The following is a 20,423-nucleotide window of genomic DNA, read 5'->3' on the forward strand; positions in this document are numbered from 1 at the left end:
AAGAAATTTTATTTTATGCAAGTGGCAATAAAGGCCAAATCTAATTAATATTGTTGAGTTACAACAATTATTGCGGCAATAATTACTAAAACACTCGCAGAAATTGTATTAATTGTTTTTGGATTAGCAGTTATCCACTTTATTAATTTTTGTGCGAGCATTGCATAGCCAATCAAAGATAAAAAATCTAAAACTATGTAAGTTGTAATTAAAATTACAAACTGAACCACTAAATTAGAATTAAAGTCTATAAATTGAGGAAAAATAAAAGGAAAAAACATCCAAGCCTTAGGACTTGTACCAGCAACTAAAAAACCATCTCTAAAAAAAGATAAGTTACTTTTTTCTATTTCTCCATCGCTTGAAATACTTTTTGGTCGAGATTTATAAATATCATAAGCTAAATATAATAAATAAATTATTCCGATCCATTTAAACGCATTAAGTATCATTGAGTTCTCTGAAAAAAAAGATCCAATGACAAAAATAACTAAAGTTGCTTGAATTAAATTTGCTGTAACATCACCTAAAGCAGACCATATACATTTTCCAACTCCATAATTCATTGAATAAGAGATAATTACAATCCTGGGAGTTCCGGGTGTAATAAATAAAAAAATAATTATCTGTAGATAAAGTATAAAATCTAGGGGGAGCATAAAAAAAGATAGTCCTTAAAAACCGGGAGCTAAAGATGGCTAAGAAGGACTATCTAATACATAATATCAGAGGCTAAAAAAAATGCATTAAATATTTTTTTCAAATATAAAGGATTTATGAAAAAAAAAGGTCACAGGCCAATTACCAGAGTCAAAAATCCAGAGCCCAAAATGGACGATCCGGATTGGATCATTTGGGCAGCCTGGGCAGATAGGATCACTTTCGAGGAAATTGAAAAAAAAACAGGAAAGAAAGAGTCTGATGTAATTAAAATTATGCGAAGATCTCTAAAACCATCATCTTTCCGGTTATGGAGAAAAAGAGTAAACCAAAAAAGTATAAAACATCGAAAAAAATTTGAATATTCTAGAAAAGAAATAGCTAGTAAAATTAAGAAAGGTGACTATCTATAGTTCATGAAAAAAATTACCATGTATACAGGTCCGCTATGTAATTATTGTGAGGCTGCAAAAAGATTATTAGCTAGAAATAATGCGCCTTATAATGAAATTGATATTTCAAAAGTTGATGGAGCAATGGATGAAATGATTAAAAAAGCTAATGGAAAAAGAACTATTCCACAAATTTTTTTTGATGACCAGCATATTGGTGGTTATGATGAAGTAAGAGCATTAGAAAAAGAAAATAAACTTCAAGATCTTTTAAATAATTAATTCCATTCCTCTAAAGCTAATTGTTTCTTAGCTAAAGTGCTTAAATCTTTTAGTTTAACTCTATCTTTATATTTAATTTCATAATCTTCAGCTGCAAAATCTGGTGGACTCTTTCCTTCTAAAAATTTTTTTGATTGTTTTACTGTATAATCCAAATTTTTTTTACAATATGGTGTTGCACCAACGTAAACAACATTTGAATAATTTTTTCCTGAATGTTTGTCTTCAACGGCATGAACAACGTCTGGATGCCACCAAACAGTGTCACCTGGTTTCATTTTTGGAATTGAAACTAAACCTTTTAACAGTAATGAATGATAATCTTTGTTTACTGATAAAGCTCTACCAAGTTTTGATCCACACAATTCATTTTCTTCAACATCATCTAGTAATGCTCTGGTTAAAACATAAGCAATTCCTTTAGCAATAGGTATTAATTGTAAAGTTCCATCACTTGGTCCTTGCTCTGTTAAAGCAGTCCATCCTTGAAATGTTCTAAATACATGTGCAACCGCAGGTGACTCGAATTCTATTGTTCTATCTCTATACTTTGCATCAAATGGATTATATTTTTCAAAGTTGTCAGAAAAAATATCTCTATAAATTTTTTGATAATAACTGTCGGTCCATCTTTCAATTGATCCAGCATCACAATGAGGAGAAAGTCCCAAAGTATCATCCCCTGGCTCTCTTCTTCTTACTCTATCTGCATAAGATAATTCTTTATTTGGATCAAAAACTTTATATTCAGAGTTTTCATAAATCCAAAGATTATTTAGCCATTTTTTTACTTTAGCCATTTGCTCTGAGTGTCTAATTTCAATCTGTGCTCTTGACCAATAAAGACCATAAATTTGAGGTTTTGCAGACTGTAAGTCACTAAAATATTTATCTAAATTAGATTTTTTTTTTTGATCCTCATAATAATTATTTTCATCGATGTATTTCTCTAATTTCTCATTCAAATTCTGTATCATTTTGTCATCAAAAACATCACGGATAATTACGCAGCCTCTTTTTTTAATATTTCTTATTTCTTGAATATTTTCCTGATCTATCTGATTAAAACTTATCTCAGGAATTATAGATTTATTCTTTTTTTTAAGAGTTAAAATTTCATCTATTTCAGATTTTAAAAATTTTTCTATTTTATTGAAATTTTCTATGTAATTTTTTGAAAAATTTCTTAATTCTTTTTTTATTGTCTTTATATCAATATCTTCAAACATTAAATTTAGCTCTTTGGTTTAAAAACTAAACATACTCCGTTATTGCAAAATCTCTTTCCAGTTGGTTTAGGACCATCATCAAATATATGACCATGATGTCCGCCACATTTTTTACAATGATATTCGGTTCTTGCATAACCTAAATAGTGATCTGTTTTTGTTTCAAACACATCTGGTAGAGACTCATAAAAAGAAGGCCAACCTGATCCACTCTCATATTTCGTTTTCGAGTCAAATAATTTTTCTCCACAATTTGCACAATGAAAACTTCCTTCCCTTTTTTCATAATTTAACTCACTTGATCCTGCACGCTCAGTCCCCTCTTCGAATAAAATTAATTTTTGTTCTGCAGTTAAATTTGGATTTATTTTTTTTGTCATGATCCTATATATTTAGCACAAGATTGATGTAACAATGAATGTAATTCAACAAGTTTATTGAAATCCTTGTTGTAACCACCACCCAAAACTCCACAAAATGGTATCCGTCTAGAAAAAAAGTTTTCTACCACAAGCTCATCTCTAAGTTTTATTCCCTCGTCAGAGATTTTTAATTTACCCAATCTATCATTAAAATGAATATCAACACCTGCTATATAAAAAATAAAATCAAAATTTTCTTGATTTAGCTCTTTTAAATAATGTTTAAGTGTTTTGATATAAGCGTCATCTTCTAAGTTATCCTCAAGTTCTACATCTAAATCACTATTTGATTTTTTAGCAGGATAATTAGTTTTGGAATGCATGCTGAATGTAAAAACACTTCTGTTGTCTCTAAAGATTTCTGAATTGCCATTACCTTGGTGAACATCTAGATCAACAATCAAAATTCTATTTGCTAGACCTCTATTAAGTAAATAATGTGCTGCAACTGCAACGTCATTAAACACACAATAACCTGCACCTCCGTCATAACTTGCGTGGTGACTACCTCCTGCTGTATTACATGAAATACCATAATTTATTGCAAGTTTAGATGCGAGAACAGTTCCGCCTGTAGCAACTAAGGATCTTTGCACAACACTATCTACAAGTGGAAATCCAATTTTTTTTACTCCTTCTTTGCTTAAAGTTTTATTTTTAATATCCAATATATAATTTTTTGAATGTGCGTAGCTTAATGTTTCAAATGAACAGGCTGAAGGTTTATGAAATTTACTTACTATTTTGTTTTGAGTTAAGTAGTTTGCTAACTCTCCAAATTTATTAATTGGAAATTTATGATCATCGCCAATTTTGGCAAAATAATCCTCATGATTAACAACAGGGAGATCCATTTTTACTCTAGAACTCTGATAGGCTTTCCATTTACACAAGCCTCTAGTCCTTCAATCATTTGGTTATAAAAAATGCTATAATTTTCAGCTGTTACATAACCTATGTGCGGAGTAAGCAATGCATTTGGTAAAAATCGAAGTTTGTTATTCTCTGGTAAGGGTTCTTTGTCATAAACATCTATTCCAGCTCCTGCAATTACATTCGTTGACAATGCAATAATTAAGTCATCTTCATTAACAATAGGTCCTCTAGAAGTATTAATCAAAAATGCTGTTTTTTTCATTTTATCAAATTCTTTTATGGTAATACAGTCTTTGTATCTTTCACCTCCTTGAACGTGAATTGAAAGTACATCAGAGTTTGTAATTAAGTCATCTTTGCTACAAGGGAGTACGTCTAATTCTTTACACTTATCTAAGCTCAAGTTTTCACTCCAGGCCATTACTTGCATTCCAAATGCTTTTCCAATTTTTGCAACTTCTGTACCTACTCTGCCTAGACCAATTAAGCCTAGGATTTTTCCTTTTAATTCTACTCCGATTGTAGTTTGCCAATACCCTTGATACATATTGTCAAACTCCTCTTTAAAATTTCTAGCCAAGCCAAGAATTAATGCCCAAGTTAATTCAGGTGTTGGGTTTAAATTTATATCTGTACCACAAACTGTAATTTTTCTTTTCTTTGCAGCTTCTAAATCAATAGATCTATTACGTAATCCACTTGTGATTACAAATTTTAAATCATTTAAATTGTCAATTAAATTTTTTGTGATTGGAGTTCTTTCTCTCATTATTAGTAAAGCTTCAAAATTAGCTAACTGATCAATTGCATCTGCTTCATCTAAAAAAGGTTCGCTAAAAATCTTAAACTCATATTTCCCAGATAGTTTTTCTAAATCTACAAACTGTTGGGCAACGTTTTGGTAATCATCTAATATAGCAACTTTAAGCATTTTTAACTTTCTTATTTGATAACAATATTCCTGTAATAATAAAACAAGCGCCTAAAATATGATAAAACATAAATTTTTCACTAAAAAAAATCATCGCCATTATTGCGCTTAAAATTGGCATTAGGTGTAAAAAAACACCAGAACGATTAGCACCAATCATAGATATTCCTTTTATCCATAAAATAAAAGATGCCAAACCTGGAAACAAAACTACATAAGATAAAATTAAAATAAAAGGTAATTCTAAATTAATCCTAAAGCCAATTTGATATTCTATAAAATAAACTGGTATCAAAAATATTAAACCAAAAGTAATTACTACTTGAAGTAATGATATTTGAGTTAACTCATATTGTTTTCCCTTTAACAATGTTGAATATAATGCCCATGAAAACATTGCTATCACCATTGTAATATCACCTTTATTGAAATCTAAATTTTTTAATATTTCCAAATTTGCTTTTGTAATAATCATAACTACACCAGCAAAAGAAAAGACTACCCCTATAATTTGAAAAATATTTGTCTTTTCAATTTTTAAAATTGAAGAAAACAACATAATCATCACAGGTATAGTTGAAATCATTAAAACTCCACTAATCACCTGAGTAAAATTTAATGAATAATAAACAATTGAATTAAAAACTGTAATACTAGTAACTCCCAAAACAATAAAAAGTTTATAGTTTTTAATTATATAGTTTCTTTTCTCTAATATTTCAGGAATTGTAAAAGGTGCTAAAATTAACCAAGCAAAAAGCCATCGATAAAAATTTAATGAAAAAGGAGGAACTTCATAAAAACTTGCAAGTTTACCTACTACAAAATTTCCTGCCCAAAAAGTTACTGTTAAAAATAGATATAAATAAGCTAAAAAATTATTATCTTTAGTCACTTAACTAAATCTAAGCGAACTATAAGGTTTTAAATCTAAATTTGTATTTTCGTTCGCTATCATCCCTGAAACAATCTTTCCAGAAATTGGACCTAAAGTCCATCCTAAATGATGATGCCCAAAACAATAATAAATATTTTTGTAATTTTTTGATGGCCCCATAACAGGTAAAAAATCTGGTAAAGTTGGTCTAAAACCTAGCCACTCATCCTCATGTTCAGGTAAATCACCAAGCATATATTTTGCATTATTTATCAAATTTTTAACTCTTGATTTAGATAATGGATTATCTAATCCACCAAATTCTACAGTTCCAACAACTCTTAAACCTTGTTCCATCGGTGTAATTCCGAATCCACGGTTGGAAAATATGACGGGTCTACTTAATAAATGATCACAATTTTTAAAATGAACATGATATCCACGCTCTGTATCTAAAGGAATTCTTTCACCAAGATTATCTGTTAATTTTTTTGAAAAAGCTCCACAAGCTATTACTGCTTTATCAAAAACATAACTTTGAGTTTCAGTTTTAAAAACTGGTTTTTCTTCATCAAAACTAATATCTTTAATATTTACTTTGTTAAATTTTCCACCTTTTTGCAAAAATAAATCAAATAGTTTTAAAAGAATTCTTTTCGGATTTCTTGCATGTCTTGCATAAGGATAATATACGCCAGCATGGTAAAATGGTTTAATATGTGGTTCAAGATCGTGTATTTCGGCTTTAGTGACCAATTGTTGTTCAACACCTAATTCATCTCTAACTTTAATTTCTAATTCTCTACTTTTTAAATCTTTATCATTCCAGATATAAAGAATTCCTTTGTTTTCAACCAAACCTTCTAAGTCTATCTCTTCAAATAATTCATCATATGCAGGTAAAGCTAGATCTAAAATTTGGTGCATATTTTTAGCAGTATGCATCATCTTAGTTTTGGTAGTATTCATAATAAATTTTATAAACCATGGAATCATTTTAGGTACATAATTCCATTTTAAAGCAAGGGGACCTGTGGAACTGAGTAACATAGCTGGGACGTCCGCTAAAACATCAGTTCTATTTAAAGAAAGAGATGCATAAGGTGAAAAGTGACCTGCATTACCATAAGAGGCGGCTTGGCTACCAGGGTTGTCTCTGTCAAAGATAGTTACATTGAAACCTTTTTTTTGAAGAAACAATGCGTTAGATACACCTTGAATTCCTGCTCCAACTATTCCTACTTTAAGATTTTTATTCATAAGATTGTTATACAAGTAAAAATTAATTTATCAGAGTGACAAATTATGCAATCATTTGTTTATGATTGATTTTAGCACTCAAAACTATACCAAAGCCAATCATTGTAGCCAACATTGAAGAACCTCCATACGACATGATAGGTAATGGAGAGCCAACTATAGGTAGTAGACCCAAAACCATAGATAAGTTTACAACAATATAAATAAATATCGCAAAAGCATAACCAAAACAAAAGAGTCTAGCAAAATTACTTCTCGAAATTGCTCCTATTCTTACAATTCTAAAAATTATTATTGAGTATAATATTAATAGACCAACTGAGCCTATAAAACCAAACTCTTCTGAAAATAAAGTAAATATAAAATCTGTATGTTTTTCAGGTAAAAAATCTAAGTAGCTCTGAGTTCCTTTTAAAAAACCTTTTCCATTAAGGCCACCTGAGCCAATAGCTATTTTTGACTGTATAATTTGATATCCAGCACCCAATGGATCTCTATCTGGATCTAAAAAAGTTAATATTCTTAGTTTTTGATATGGTTTAAGAAATGAGATTATAAATGGGAGCGAAATTAAGAAAGTAATAAATGAATATATAAAATATTTAATTTTCATCCCTCCTAACCACAAAATAATTAATCCACTTAAAGCAATTAATATTGAAGTGCCAAGATCAGGTTGAGAAATTACAAAAATTATTGGAATTATTATAATCGATAACACAACAGTTATACTGGTAAATGAATTAACATTTTCTATTTTTATTCTATGAAAATATTTTGCAAGACACATTATGATTGCTACTTTCATAAGTTCTGAAGGTTGCAAAACAAATAAATAAAGGTCCATCCATCTTTGTGAACCAGAAGACTTTAATCCAAAAAATGAAACATAAATTAATAAAAGTATTACTATAAAATAGATTATATAAGAAAAATTATGCCAAAACTTTATATTAAATAAAGCCACAAAAATCATTAAAGGAAAAAAAACTACAAGTTTTACAAAATGATTTTTAGTATGAAAAAGTATTTCACCTCCATCTGTAGAATACATAACAAAAACACTTAATACAGAAAGAAGGATGATAGAAATCAACAATATATAGTCTAAGTTTTTTATTTTTTGAAATAATGTAATCTCATTACTCAATCTATCGTGTTGAAACATTTAAACAGTGATCCTTTCAAAATTTGATTGTTTATTTCTTAAATCATGTCTATCGATGATTAATTTAAATAATTTTTTTGCAATTGGTGCTGCCGCCTTACTTCCCGAACCACCATGCTCTACAATTATACTTAATGCATATCTTGGATTTATATAGGGACCATAAGCAACATATAACGCATGATCTCTATCTTTGTATGGTATTTGCTCTAATTCTAAATCTAATTCCCTCTCTCTTTTACTAATTCTCTTGACCTGAGCTGTTCCAGTTTTTCCTGCAAATTGATATTTAGGGTCATCAATTCTTGATTTATAAGAGGTTCCAAATCTCTCATTTGTCGAAGAAAACATGGCCTCTTGAACAATCTTAATATTTTTTTGGTTCTTAAATAACTTTTTGTCTAACAATTCCTCAGAGTCGGTATCAAATAATAACCCACTTTCCATTGATTGTTTTGCATCTTCGTAAGAAATTGGATTACTGTCCACAATTATTTTTGGTTTTATTGCATATCCTCCATTTGCAATTTGTGCAGTCATCATGCAAAGTTGTAAAGGAGTTGATTGTATATAACCTTGTCCAATACCTGTTATTAAGGTCTCTCCTAATACCCAGCCTTTACCAAGATTGTTTTTTTTCCATTTTGTATTTGGAAATAATCCTTTTTTTTCATTATCAAAATAATCTCCGAGAACTTTTTTACCTAAGCCAAACTTTTCAGCTGTAATGTTTAATCTATCAACACCTAATAACCTAGCAACCTCATAAAAATATGTATCACAAGATTGTTTCATTGCATTTTTCAGACTAACCCAACCATGTCCCTTTTCCTTCCAACAGTGAAATGTTTGTCCATATAACTCCATTTTTCCTGTGCATTTTACTTTAAACTTTGTATCTATTACTTTGTTTTCTAAAGCAGAGAGCGCAACGATAGGTTTTATTGTTGAACCTGGTGAGTATAGACCCGAAAGAGTTTTGTTTATTAGTGGTTTTAATGGATTATTTCTAATTAATTGCCACTCATCTTGACTTATTCCGAATAAAAATAAATTTGGATTATAAGATGGAGATGAATACATTGCTATTATATCTCCAGTATAGATATCCATTACACTTATAGATCCTGCTTTTTCATTTAATAATTCTCCACAAGCTTTTTGTATTTCTGTATCTACAGTTAAACGTATTTTTGATCCTTGCTTACCTTTTTGATGCTCGAGTTGATTAATTCTTTTACCGTAAGCATTTACTTCATATCTTTGAATAGCATTTGTTCCAATTAAATGATTTTCAAGTCTTTTCTCTAAGCCCAGTTTTCCAATTTTCATCCCAGGTACAAATCTTTCTTGGATAATTTCATTTTCTAAAATTTCTTGTTCGTTTGGCTGACTCACATATCCAAGAACATGTGTGTACACATCATTAAATGGATAGTTTCTGGAAATTGTCATTACTGGTTTAACACCAACAAGATCGTATAAATAATTATTAATTTTTACAAATTGACTCCAGCTTAAGTTTTCAGAAACAATAATACTGTCCCACGGTTTTAGCTCTGCTTTTAATTTATTTATTCTTGCAATTCTTTTGTCACTTAGATTTAAAAGATTTTTCAATCTAACTAGTAGATAATTAAAATTCTCAACTTGCTCTGGAATTATATGTAATTGATAAACTTTTAAATTCCCTGCAATTACATTTCCAAAATAATCAACAATATTTCCCCTTGTAGGAGGGAGTTTCCATTCTCTAATTCTATTTTTGTCTGAAAGTGTTAAATATTTTTTATTTTCGTTTATTTGAAGAGAAAATAAACGAGCAATGATACCAACAAAAACTACTACTTTTGCTGCTCCGATTATGAACATCCTTCTATTAATTACATCTGTTTTTCTTATTCCTGAATTAGATTTAATCATTTATTTGATATGAAATTCTTTCGTTTAAAAAATTAAAAAATAAAAAAAATATTGGATAAAATAAAAAAGTAAAACCTGAGTTAATCAAATAATTAGTGTAATCAACTTTAATTAAAAAGACTAAATCCAAAATAATTACTTGAATTGAATTTATTAATAAAATTGTGAATAATAATGATATCCAGTCCTTCATAAAGTTTGGGGATAAAGTAATGTTTCTAATATAAGCTGTTACTGAGCAAAGAATAAGGTAACAAAAACTACTAATTCCTATTGGTATACCTATCACAACATCATTAATTATCCCTGCAAAAAAAATTGCTAGATAACCTAATTGATCAGGATTTCTCAAAGTCCAAAAGAAAATTAATAGATGAACAAAATTAAAAGAAAAATAATCAAGTTTTAAGTAATTAAAATCAAATTCATTAAATACAGAAAAAAATAACATTATAAATGGTACGTAGGATAAGAATATTTTTAAAAAAGGACTTTTATTAAGTGATGACATTATTCTTCTCCACCTATTTTATAAGAAACTATTTTTACATAGTTGAGTTGTGTAAAATCAGAAAAAAAATTAATTTTTCCTTCTGATATGCTGTTAATTTTTCCAATTGGTATACCAGGTTTAAATAAACCACCAAGACCTGAGGTGTAAGCAAAAATTTCTTTATTTTTAAAATCTTCTCTAAATTCTTCTTGAGTATGTTCAATTTTTCCAAAATCACTTCCTGTACCAGAAATTACAGCTTGTATGTCATCTGGCTCTAGAACAGATGGTATTTTGCTATTAAGGTCAGACAATAGTAATGCCCTTGAATTAGTATAATTTACCTCAATTATCTGGCCAACTAGATAAACATCATCAATAACTGCCATTCCAATTTTTACTTTATCTTTTGTACCTTTATTTAATACTACTGATTTTAAATATGGGCTGTCTTTATCAATTAAAACTCTGGCAAAAATTTCTTCAGAATTTATACTTTCATCAAGTAACTCTCTAAGCTTTTTATTTTCTGCAGTTAAAAACTCATTTTGTATTTTAAGTTGATCAGAATTTTCTATTTTAATTAAATCTTTCTGATGACTTTCATATAAGTCCATATGTGATTTGAATTTTGAAGTAATTTCTTTTAATTTATTTTCCGGGATTGATGCAATATGAGATGATCTATAAATTACTTCATTAATTCCTAATTTAACAAATTGTATTGCTTTAAAATTAAAATTACTTAGAACAATTACAAAAATTGATAAAATAATTAAAGTTAGTAAAGAAAATTTTTGTTTATCTTTTTTTTTTAAGAAAGCTGACCTAATGGCAATTACAAAATCATCTCTGCCAGTAGCCATTTTTCCTAATATTCAGATAACATAGTAGAAAAAGTTTCTTCTTGATCCAAAGCTTTACCTGTACCGACAGCAACACAAGATAATGGATCATCTGCTATATGAACTGGTAAACCTGTTTCTTTAGAAAACCTTTTATCGATATTTTTTAACAAAGCACCACCACCTGTTAAAGTTAAACCCATATCAACTAAATCAGCTGATAACTCAGGTGGAGTATTTTCCAGCGCATCTTTAATTGCACCAACCATTTGTTTCATAATATCGTTTAGCGCTTCAGCAGTATCTTCCTCTGTAATATTAACTTCCTTTGGAGTACCCGATCTTAAATCTCTTCCTTTAACTGGATAAGTATTTGTTCCCGTTGGTACAGCTGTTCCCATTTCTTTTTTTATTTTTTCAGCAGTAGTATCGCCAATTAATAAATTATATTCTTTTCTCATATAATCTACGATTGCTGTATCCATTGAGTCACCTGCAACTCTTAAAGATTTAGAGTAAACTAATCCACCTAAAGACATGACTGCGATTTCACTTGTACCCCCGCCAATATCTACAATCATTGAACCAGTTGCTTCAGAAATTGGAAGATTTGCTCCAATAGCTGCTGCAATTGGTTCTTCAATTAACTGAACTCTTCTTGCACCTGCTGCTAGAGCACTATCTTGAATTGCTTTTCTTTCAACTGGTGTTGAACCAGTTGGCACACAAATTAAAATTCTAGGGTTAGCAAATGTACTTCCTTTGTGAACTTTTTTAATAAAATGTTTGATCATTTCTTCGGTGACTATAAAATCTGCGATAACACCATCTCTTAAAGGTCTAATTGCACTAATGTTACCAGGAGTTCTTCCAAGCATTGTTTTCGCTTCATCTCCAACAGCTAATACATTTTTCTTTCCACCTTGATCAACTATCGCTACCACTGATGGCTCATTAAGAACTACACCTTGACCCTTTAAAACTACAAGTGTATTTGCTGTTCCAAGATCAATTGCCATATCTTGGCTCCATATTTTTTTAACACTGCTAAATAACCCCATTATATCCCTCTTACTTTCTGACTTTCTTGCTCCATAGGAGCTGTTTTATCTCGTTTGATTATCATTTTATTTAATGCATTTATGTAAGCATTTGCTGATGCAACTAAAGTATCTGTATCAGCTGCCTGACCTACAGTTGTTTTACCTTTCTCCTCAATTTTTACACTAACAGTCGCTTGTGCATCTGTACCTTCTGTAACAGCATGAACTTGATAAAGTTGCAAGTTAACATCATGAGGATACAAAGTTTTTATACATTTAAATATTGCATCAACTGGTCCATCACCAGTTTCTGAAGCTTGTTTTACATCTCCATAAACATCTAAAGTCATTTCTGCTCTTTGTGGTTCGCCTGTTCCGGCAAAAACTTTTAATGATTTTAAACTAATAGCACTAACTTTATTATCAGTTATTAAACTATCATCTACTAAAGCAATAATATCCTCATCATAAACATGCTTTTTCTTATCAGCTAAAACTTTAAATTTTGCAAATGCATTACTTACAACATCATCCGTAAGATCAGGGTAACCTAAACTATTCATTTTATCTTTAAATGCATGTCTGCCTGAATGCTTACCCATTACTAAAGAAGTTTGTTTAACTCCTACACTTTCAGGTGTCATTATTTCGTAAGTTTGTCTATTTTTTAACATTCCATCTTGATGTATTCCTGCTTCATGTGCAAAAGCATTTTTTCCAACTATTGCTTTATTATATTGAACAGGAAACCCAGTTGCATTTGAAACAATTTTAGAAGCTTTACTTAAAAGAGTAGTATTTATTCCAGTTTCATAAGGCATTAAATCAGGTCTTGTTTTAATTGCCATTACAACTTCTTCAAGTGCAGCATTTCCAGCTCTTTCTCCTAAACCATTTATTGTACATTCAATTTGTCTTGCACCAGCTTGAACTCCAGCTAATGAGTTAGCTACTGCTAAACCTAAATCATTATGACAATGAGTTGATAAAATTGCTTTATCGATATTTGGAACTTTATTTAATAAAGTTTCTATAATTGTAGTAAACTCAGATGGGATTGTATAACCAACTGTATCAGGAATATTAATTGTTGTAGCTCCATTTTTAATTGCAAGCTCTACAGTTTTGCACATGTAATCCATATCAGTCCTTGTTCCATCTTCACAAGACCACTCAACGTCATCAGTAAACTTTCTTGCATAAGCAACATGTTTTCCAATTGATTCATAAACATCTTCTGGAGACATATTTAATTTATGCTTCATGTGTAATGGACTTGTAGAAATAAATGTATGTATTCTAAATCTTGGTGCATGTTTTAAAGCTTCATAAGCTCTATCAATATCTTTTACTGAATGTCTTGAAAGTCCTGCGGGAATAGAATTTTTTAGAATTTTACTTACTTCTGAAACAGCTTCAAAATCTCCTGGTGAAGCTATTGGAAAACCTGCTTCGATAATATCAATACCTAATTCATCAAATACTCTGGCGATTTGAATTTTTTCTTCTAAACTCATAGATGCGCCTGGCGATTGCTCACCATCACGCATAGTAGTATCAAATATAAAGACTCTATCTTTATTGCTCATAACTAAAATTTTTAGAAAATCTATAATACAATCTATGAGAGAGATTGCAAAATAATTAGTTAAATAATCATTTTTAATGGACCATTTTAGGCTTACGAAAAATTAATTATAAATAGACTCAATTTTAGGCATTAATCGTAAAAGTTCTCTTGTGTATTCGTGGTTGGGTTTTAAAAATAAATCTTCAGTGTTTGAAACTTCACATAATTTGCCATCTTTTAAGACACCAATTCTATCGCACATTTGTCTAACAACAGGTAGGTCATGACTTATAAACAAAATTGTTAAATTTAATTGTTCTTGAAGATCTTTAAGTAAATTTAATATTTGCGCCTGGATACTTACGTCCAAAGCAGAAGTAGGTTCATCACAAACTAAAAGTCTTGGTTGTGTGGCAAGAGCTCTTGCAATTGATATTCTCTGTCTCTGTCCTCCTGAAAATTCATGTGGATATCGATCTGCAGATTTTTGAGTTAATTCTACAGACTCTAGTAAATCATAAATGTAATTATTCAAATCTGTATTTGATATTGATGGGTTATGAAGTTTAATTGGTTCTGCAATTATATCTTTTACTTTTAATCTCCCATTTAGTGAAGAATAGGGATCTTGAAATATCATTTGAATTTGCTTTCTAAATTTCATTAATTCAGATCTATGTTTAATTTTTGTTATACAAACATTGTCAAAGAAAATATCACCGGAAGTAGGTTTGAATAAATTTACAATCATTTTAGCTATTGTAGATTTCCCACTCCCACTTTCTCCCACTAAGCCAAAAGATTCGCCTTCTTTTATTTCAAATGAAACATCATTAACAGCCATCACAGAATTTTTAGAATTTTCTGTAAAAAAATTATCATCAAAACTTTTATTAAGATTTTTTACTTCTACTAAATCTTGGTTTACAATTTCTTTCTTTGACCATCTATTTAATATCTTAATATTATTTTCTTTATTATCATTATTTTCTTTTTCAACTATTACAAATCTTGAAATTTTTTTGTTAGTTGGCGGAACTGAGCTCACTAAACTTTTGGTATAATTTTCCTGTGGGTTGGTTAATATTTTTTTAGTTTCACCGATTTCAACTAAATTACCACTTTTCATAACTGCTACACGATCTGCTGTTTCAGCTATAACTCCCATGTCATGAGTAATTAAGATAACTGCAAGATTTCTTTCTTTTGTTAATTTTTTAATAAGTTCTAAAATCTGAGACTGAATTGATACATCTAATGCTGTTGTTGGCTCATCCGCAATTAACAATTCTGGTTCACAACATAGAGCTAAAGAAATTACTACTCGCTGTCTCATTCCACCTGAGAATTGATGAGGATAATTATCAAATCTTGTTTCTGCATCTTTTATGCCAACCTCTTTCAATAGATTTATAGATTTATTTTTTGCTTCCTCTTTACTTAATTTAAGATGAGTTTGAATTGTTTCAATTAACTGTTCACCCACAGTAAGAATTGGGTTAAGTGAAGTTTGAGGATCTTGAAATATCAATCCAATTTTATTTCCTCTATATTTTACAATGCTTTCAGAATTTTCATGAATATTAAGATCGCCTAAAATAACTGAGCCACTAGAAACCTTACCAGGTTCATCAATTAAATTTATAATAGCGTTTCCTACAGTACTTTTTCCTGATCCGGATTCTCCTACTAATCCTAAAATTTCTCCTTTGTTAACCTCAATATTTACATTCTTAGCAGCGTTAACTGTTTCTTTTCTCATTTGATAATCAACACTAAGATTATTTATTTTTAAAAATGTCATTTTTTTAATTTTGGATTTAAAGTATCTCTCATCCAATCCCCTAATAAATTAATTGAAAATGCTAAAATAACTAAGAAAATTGCTGGAAAAAAAGTTATCCACCACTCTCCTGAAAATAAAAAGTCATTACCAAGTCGTATCAATGTCCCTAAAGAAGGTGTTGTTGGAGGCACGCCAACTCCTAAAAAACTTAAAGTAGACTCAGCTAAGATAGCAAGAGCTAAACCAATAGTTCCAATTACTAAAACCGGCCTTAAAATATTTGGTAAAATATGTTTAAACATAATAATTATATTTGAAACCCCGATTATTGTTGATGCTGAAACATAGTCTTTATTTTTTTCGACCAAAGTTGCTGCTCTTGAAACTCTTGCAAATTGTGGCCACTCTGAAATTCCAATAGCAAATATTAAAACATAAATTGCCATTTCATCATGCATTTCTCTTGAGATTAATCCTCTTGCTATCCCATCTACTAACAATGCCATCAAAATACTTGGTACTGTTAACTGAACATCGGTTAACCTCATTACTATCATTTCATATTTTCCCCCAAAAAATCCAGCCGTTAATCCCAATCCAACTCCAAGGATTAAACTAAAAATTATCGCAGAAAAACCTACAATTAAAGAAATCCTGCATCCATACAAAATTGTTGATAGCATATCTCTTCCTTGTCCATCAGTACCTAAAATAAATTTAGCAAGACCATCTTCTGTCCATGATGGTGGTGTGAATGCATCCATCAGTGAGAGAGAAGATGGATCAAAAGGATTGTAAGGTGTTATCAGCTCAACAAAAAAAGAGCAGAAAAAAATTATAAATAAAATAGTAGATGATACAATTGCAGTAGGAGATTTAATAAAGCTATGATAAATATCACTATCTTTTACTCTTTCCCAAGTACTTAAAGATTTGTTATCCACTTGCTGTATCTCCTTTAACTCTTATTCTTGGATCAATTAGATAATAAAGAATATCAACTATAAAATTTATCATTACAAAAACAAAAGCTATAAAAACTAAATAAGCTGACATGATTGGTATATCGACGAATTGTACAGCTTGAATAAATAAGAAACCCATACCAGGCCATTGAAAAACAGTTTCAGTAATAATTGAAAACGCAATTAAAGTTCCAATATTTATTCCTGCTATAGTTATTACAGGTATCAATCCATTTTTTAGAGCATGTTTATATTTAATACTATTTTCACTAATACCTCGAGCACGTGCAAATTTAATATAATCTGTTTGTAATATTTCCATCATCTCTGCTCGTACAAGTCTGATGATATAAGTCATTTGGAAAAGGCTTAACGTTACTGAAGGAAGTATGATTGCTTTCAGTCCTGAAACTGTTAAAAAACCTGTAGTCCAAAAACCTAAATCAACAACTTCTCCTCTCCCAAAAGAGGGTAAAATTCCTAATATTACCGCAAACAGATATATAAATAATATACCAATTACAAATGTGGGGAGTGAAACTCCAAGCAAGGAGACGGCTAAGACAAAATCACTTAAAAAACCTTTTCGATTTATACCTGTATAAACTCCCAATAATGTACCACTTACAAGTGCAATTAGTGCTGAAATAACCACAAGTTCAATAGTTGCAGGCAATCTTTCAACTATTAATTCTGAAACAGGTCTTCTTAATTGATATGAAATTCCAAACTCACCCTTAGAAGCATTAACTATAAATCTTGAAAACTGTACATGAATTGGATCCATTAAACCTAATGTTTCTCTTAATTCTGCTCTTTCCTCATCAGAAGTCTCTTCTCCAACCATGTTATTGATTGGATCTCCAACAAAATTAAATAAAGAGAAAGAAACAAAGGCGACAACCAACATCACCAAAGCAGATTGAAACAGCCTTTTAAAAAAATATTTTATCAATTTGTGAAGGTTTAAATATACAAGCCCTTTAAATTTTTTAAAGGGCTTGTAATAATTTTTAATTAGTTAAAACTAGCAGTTCTAAATAACGGTTCGTTATTCGGTCTGATAGGAACATTAACATTGCTTTTAGATGCCCAAGAAATTACTTGGTGATGTAAAGGAAGATAAGAAATATCATCTTTTACAATTTTCCAAGCTTTTGCAATTGCAGCATTTCTTTTATCTAAATCAACTTCACCTTCCATAACTCTAATTGCAGCATCAACATCAGCGTTACTAAAGTTAACTTTGTTCCAGCTAGCACCAGTTTCATATAAATAATGGAAAACATAGTGACTATCTAAAGTTGGAACACCCCATCCTAGCATATAGAAATCACCTTGATCATCTTTAAGCTCTTTGAAGTGTTTACTTTTAGTTTGAGCGAATAAGTTAACATTAACTCCAATTTTACCTAACATACCAACAACAGCAGTACAAATTGCTTCATCGTTTACATATCTGTCGTTAGGACATCTAAGTTCAACATCAAAACCATTAGGATAACCTGCATCAGCTAAAAGTTTTTTTGCAGCATTAACATCGTAAGGTAATCTTTTATCAAGATCAGCTGTATATCCATTTACACCTGGGAAAGTTATAATTCCTGCTGGTTCACTTAAACCCCTCATAACTTTTTTCTTGATCGCTTCAATATCAATTGCTTGATAAAGAGCTTGTCTTACTGCTTTTTTCTTAAATGGATTATCACCTGTATTACCAGTTCTTAATTTGTCAGCTGCTTGATCCATACCTAAGAAAATTGTTCTCATTTGAGCTGTACTTTCAACCTTGTGGCCTGAAGAAGATCCGATTCTTTTTAAGTCTTGAACAGGAGCATCAGTAACTAAATCAATCTCACCAGATAATAAAGCCGCAACTCTAGTCGCTGCATTTTTAATAGGCATTAATTCGATTTGAGTTACTTTTTTATCCTTCATTTCACCCCACCAGTGTTTATTTCTTTTAAACACTGTTTTAGTATTTGGCTCTCTTAAAGTAATTTTAAAAGGACCAGTTCCTAATGCATTAGTAGCTGAAAATGTTTCTTGTCCTGCATCCCAGTTTTGTGGTGACATTGCAAAGTTTTTTTCTGACCATGCTTTAGACATTATAAAAATGTTTGATAGCTGGTTTAAAAGAATAGGGTTTGGTTTGCTCGTTGTTATTTTAACAGCATAATCCCCAACTGCCTCAACATTAGAAATGGTGCTGATATATTCTTTAAAGTCAGATGTTCTTTGTTTTGCTCTTAATATACTGAAAACAACATCAGCTGATGTCATTCCTGAACCATCTGAAAATTTAGCATCTTCTCTTAAAGTAAATATCCAAGTATTTGGATCTGTAGCTTTCCATTTTGTTGCTAAAGCAGGTCCTATTTTCATGTCCAAACCTCTTTGAACTAGAGCTTCATAAACTTGTCTAGATACTTGTGTAGTTGGACCCTCATTTTGTGCATGTGGATCTAGTGTTAGACTGTCTCCTTGCATAGACCATTTAATAGTTTTTGCCCATGCTGAAGAAAATCCGAATACTAGAACTAATGACAATAGTATTCTTACTATATTTTTAGTCTTCATTATTCCCCTCGTTTTTAAAATTTATTTAAAAAAGTATAAGTGAAATAATTGAATTATAGTAGCAATAATTTACTGATAAAATTTAACTTTTATCGCTATCAACTAATTTTTTCTTACCTATCCAAGGCATCATAGCTCTTAGTTCTGCACCTACTTTTTCAACAGGATGCTCGGCTAATTTAGCTCTTGTAGCAAGGAAGTTTTTTTGACCATTTTTGCATTCCTCCATCCATTCTTTAGTGAATTTTCCAGATTGAATTTCAGCCAAAACTTCTTTCATTCTTTTTTTGGTCTCTTCTTTATTCACTACTCTAGGTCCAGATTGATATTCGCCATATTCAGCAGTATTCGAAATAGAATAATTCATGTTCGCAATTCCACCTTCATAAATTAAATCAACAATCAATTTAACTTCATGAACTGTTTCAAAGTATGCCATCTCTGGTTCATATCCAGCTTCAACTAAAGTTTCATAGCCATTTTTAATTAGCTCAACCAAACCTCCACAAAGTACTGTTTGTTCACCAAATAAATCTGTTTCAACTTCGTCTTTGAATGTAGTTTCAATAATTCCTGATCTTCCTCCACCAACTGCCGAAGCATAAGATAAAGCTAAGTCTCTTGCCTTTCCTGAACCATCTTGATGAACAGCAAATAAACAAGGCACTCCACCTCCTTTTTCATATTCACTTCTAACTAAGTGACCAGGTCCTTTGGGCGCAACCATAAAAACATCTAGATCTTTTCTAGCTTTAATTAAATCGTAATGAACATTTAAACCATGAGCAAAAGCAATACTTGTTCCCTCTCTTGCTCTTTGTTCAATATGATTTTTATAAATTTCTGCTTGTAGTTCATCTGGTGTAAGTATCATTACTACATCAGCCCACTCTGCAGCATCAGATAAATTCATTACTTTTAATCCTTTTGACTCTGCTTTAGCTGCACTTGATGAACCTTCTCTTAATGCCACAACGATTTCTTTTACTCCACTATCTTTTAGGTTTAATGCATGAGCGTGTCCTTGGCTTCCATAACCAAAAATAGCAACTTTTTTACTCTTAATCAGGTTTACATCCGCATCTTTTTCATAAAACATCTTCATATCTTCTCTCCTATTA

General features: G+C 30.4%; 20 protein-coding genes. 2 read left to right on the plus strand and 18 right to left on the minus strand.

Features of this window, described 5'->3' with window-relative positions; translation table 11 throughout:
* Positions 1–44: 44 nt before the first annotated feature.
* On the minus strand, positions 45–659 hold the full coding sequence (locus AMN88_RS00150) for a LysE family translocator (RefSeq protein ID WP_075535889.1): 615 nt from the start codon (positions 657–659) through the stop codon (positions 45–47).
* A 117-nt stretch (positions 660–776) separates the two neighbouring features.
* Here AMN88_RS00150 and AMN88_RS00155 point away from each other — a divergent pair, with 117 nt between their 5' ends.
* Complete coding sequence (locus AMN88_RS00155; protein WP_075535890.1) at positions 777–1,073, plus strand: TIGR03643 family protein; 297 nt, start codon at positions 777–779, stop codon at positions 1,071–1,073.
* A 3-nt stretch (positions 1,074–1,076) separates the two neighbouring features.
* Positions 1,077–1,334 carry a glutaredoxin 3 gene (grxC, locus tag AMN88_RS00160; RefSeq protein WP_023854244.1) on the plus strand — a complete coding sequence of 86 codons (258 nt, stop codon included), beginning with the start codon at positions 1,077–1,079 and terminating at the stop codon, positions 1,332–1,334.
* Here grxC and AMN88_RS00165 read toward each other — a convergent pair.
* The 17 genes from AMN88_RS00165 to ilvC all read right to left on the minus strand — a co-directional run bounded on the left by AMN88_RS00165 (position 1,331) and on the right by ilvC (position 20,407).
* Entirely contained in the window at positions 1,331–2,563 is a 1,233-nt protein-coding gene (locus tag AMN88_RS00165; RefSeq protein ID WP_075535891.1) for a YbiU family protein, read from the minus strand. The two genes, grxC and AMN88_RS00165, sit on opposite strands and share 4 nt — an antisense overlap.
* Before the next feature lie 5 nt (positions 2,564–2,568).
* Entirely contained in the window at positions 2,569–2,943 is a 375-nt protein-coding gene (gene msrB, locus AMN88_RS00170; RefSeq protein ID WP_075535892.1) for a peptide-methionine (R)-S-oxide reductase MsrB, read from the minus strand.
* The gene (locus AMN88_RS00175) at positions 2,940–3,839 is read right to left on the minus strand and encodes a histone deacetylase family protein (protein ID WP_075535893.1); all 900 of its coding nucleotides are present in this window, start codon (positions 3,837–3,839) and stop codon (positions 2,940–2,942) included. Before AMN88_RS00175 ends, msrB begins: the two co-directional genes overlap by 4 nt.
* 2 nt (positions 3,840–3,841) lie before the next feature.
* Positions 3,842–4,792 (minus strand): D-2-hydroxyacid dehydrogenase family protein, encoded by a 951-nt coding sequence (locus tag AMN88_RS00180; RefSeq protein ID WP_075535894.1) that lies wholly within the window; start codon positions 4,790–4,792, stop codon positions 3,842–3,844.
* Positions 4,785–5,687: a DMT family transporter gene (locus AMN88_RS00185; RefSeq protein WP_075535895.1), complete on the minus strand. Its 903-nt coding sequence runs from the start codon at positions 5,685–5,687 to the stop codon at positions 4,785–4,787. Before AMN88_RS00185 ends, AMN88_RS00180 begins: the two co-directional genes overlap by 8 nt.
* Positions 5,688–6,929 carry an NAD(P)/FAD-dependent oxidoreductase gene (locus tag AMN88_RS00190; protein ID WP_075535896.1) on the minus strand — a complete coding sequence of 414 codons (1,242 nt, stop codon included), beginning with the start codon at positions 6,927–6,929 and terminating at the stop codon, positions 5,688–5,690.
* Positions 6,930–6,972: 43 nt separating this feature from the next.
* Positions 6,973–8,097 carry a rod shape-determining protein RodA gene (gene rodA, locus AMN88_RS00195; RefSeq protein ID WP_075535897.1) on the minus strand — a complete coding sequence of 375 codons (1,125 nt, stop codon included), beginning with the start codon at positions 8,095–8,097 and terminating at the stop codon, positions 6,973–6,975.
* Positions 8,098–10,020 (minus strand): penicillin-binding protein 2, encoded by a 1,923-nt coding sequence (mrdA, locus tag AMN88_RS00200; RefSeq protein WP_075535898.1) that lies wholly within the window; start codon positions 10,018–10,020, stop codon positions 8,098–8,100. It abuts the gene before it with no gap.
* A complete protein-coding gene (mreD, locus tag AMN88_RS00205; protein ID WP_075535899.1) occupies positions 10,013–10,531 on the minus strand; it encodes a rod shape-determining protein MreD in 519 nt (172 codons plus the stop codon). Before mreD ends, mrdA begins: the two co-directional genes overlap by 8 nt.
* Positions 10,531–11,379: a rod shape-determining protein MreC gene (mreC, locus tag AMN88_RS00210; RefSeq protein ID WP_075535900.1), complete on the minus strand. Its 849-nt coding sequence runs from the start codon at positions 11,377–11,379 to the stop codon at positions 10,531–10,533. The genes mreD and mreC overlap by 1 nt, the downstream gene beginning before the upstream one ends.
* 5 nt (positions 11,380–11,384) lie before the next feature.
* Positions 11,385–12,419, minus strand: a complete 1,035-nt coding sequence (locus AMN88_RS00215) for a rod shape-determining protein (protein WP_075504547.1) — start codon at positions 12,417–12,419, stop codon at positions 11,385–11,387.
* A complete protein-coding gene (locus AMN88_RS00220; RefSeq protein WP_075504548.1) occupies positions 12,419–13,990 on the minus strand; it encodes a 2-isopropylmalate synthase in 1,572 nt (523 codons plus the stop codon). Before AMN88_RS00220 ends, AMN88_RS00215 begins: the two co-directional genes overlap by 1 nt.
* Before the next feature lie 102 nt (positions 13,991–14,092).
* Positions 14,093–15,775: a dipeptide ABC transporter ATP-binding protein gene (locus tag AMN88_RS00225; protein WP_082254598.1), complete on the minus strand. Its 1,683-nt coding sequence runs from the start codon at positions 15,773–15,775 to the stop codon at positions 14,093–14,095.
* Positions 15,772–16,701 (minus strand): ABC transporter permease, encoded by a 930-nt coding sequence (locus tag AMN88_RS00230; protein ID WP_075535902.1) that lies wholly within the window; start codon positions 16,699–16,701, stop codon positions 15,772–15,774. The genes AMN88_RS00225 and AMN88_RS00230 overlap by 4 nt, the downstream gene beginning before the upstream one ends.
* A complete protein-coding gene (locus AMN88_RS00235; protein WP_256997758.1) occupies positions 16,694–17,677 on the minus strand; it encodes an ABC transporter permease in 984 nt (327 codons plus the stop codon). Before AMN88_RS00235 ends, AMN88_RS00230 begins: the two co-directional genes overlap by 8 nt.
* 62 nt (positions 17,678–17,739) lie before the next feature.
* A complete protein-coding gene (locus tag AMN88_RS00240) occupies positions 17,740–19,302 on the minus strand; it encodes an ABC transporter substrate-binding protein (protein WP_075535903.1) in 1,563 nt (520 codons plus the stop codon).
* An 82-nt stretch (positions 19,303–19,384) separates the two neighbouring features.
* A complete protein-coding gene (gene ilvC, locus AMN88_RS00245) occupies positions 19,385–20,407 on the minus strand; it encodes a ketol-acid reductoisomerase (protein ID WP_075535904.1) in 1,023 nt (340 codons plus the stop codon).
* Positions 20,408–20,423: the final 16 nt, after the last annotated feature.

The organism is Candidatus Pelagibacter communis, assembly GCF_001180165.1.
GTDB classification, from domain to species: domain Bacteria; phylum Pseudomonadota; class Alphaproteobacteria; order Pelagibacterales; family Pelagibacteraceae; genus Pelagibacter; species Pelagibacter ubique_P.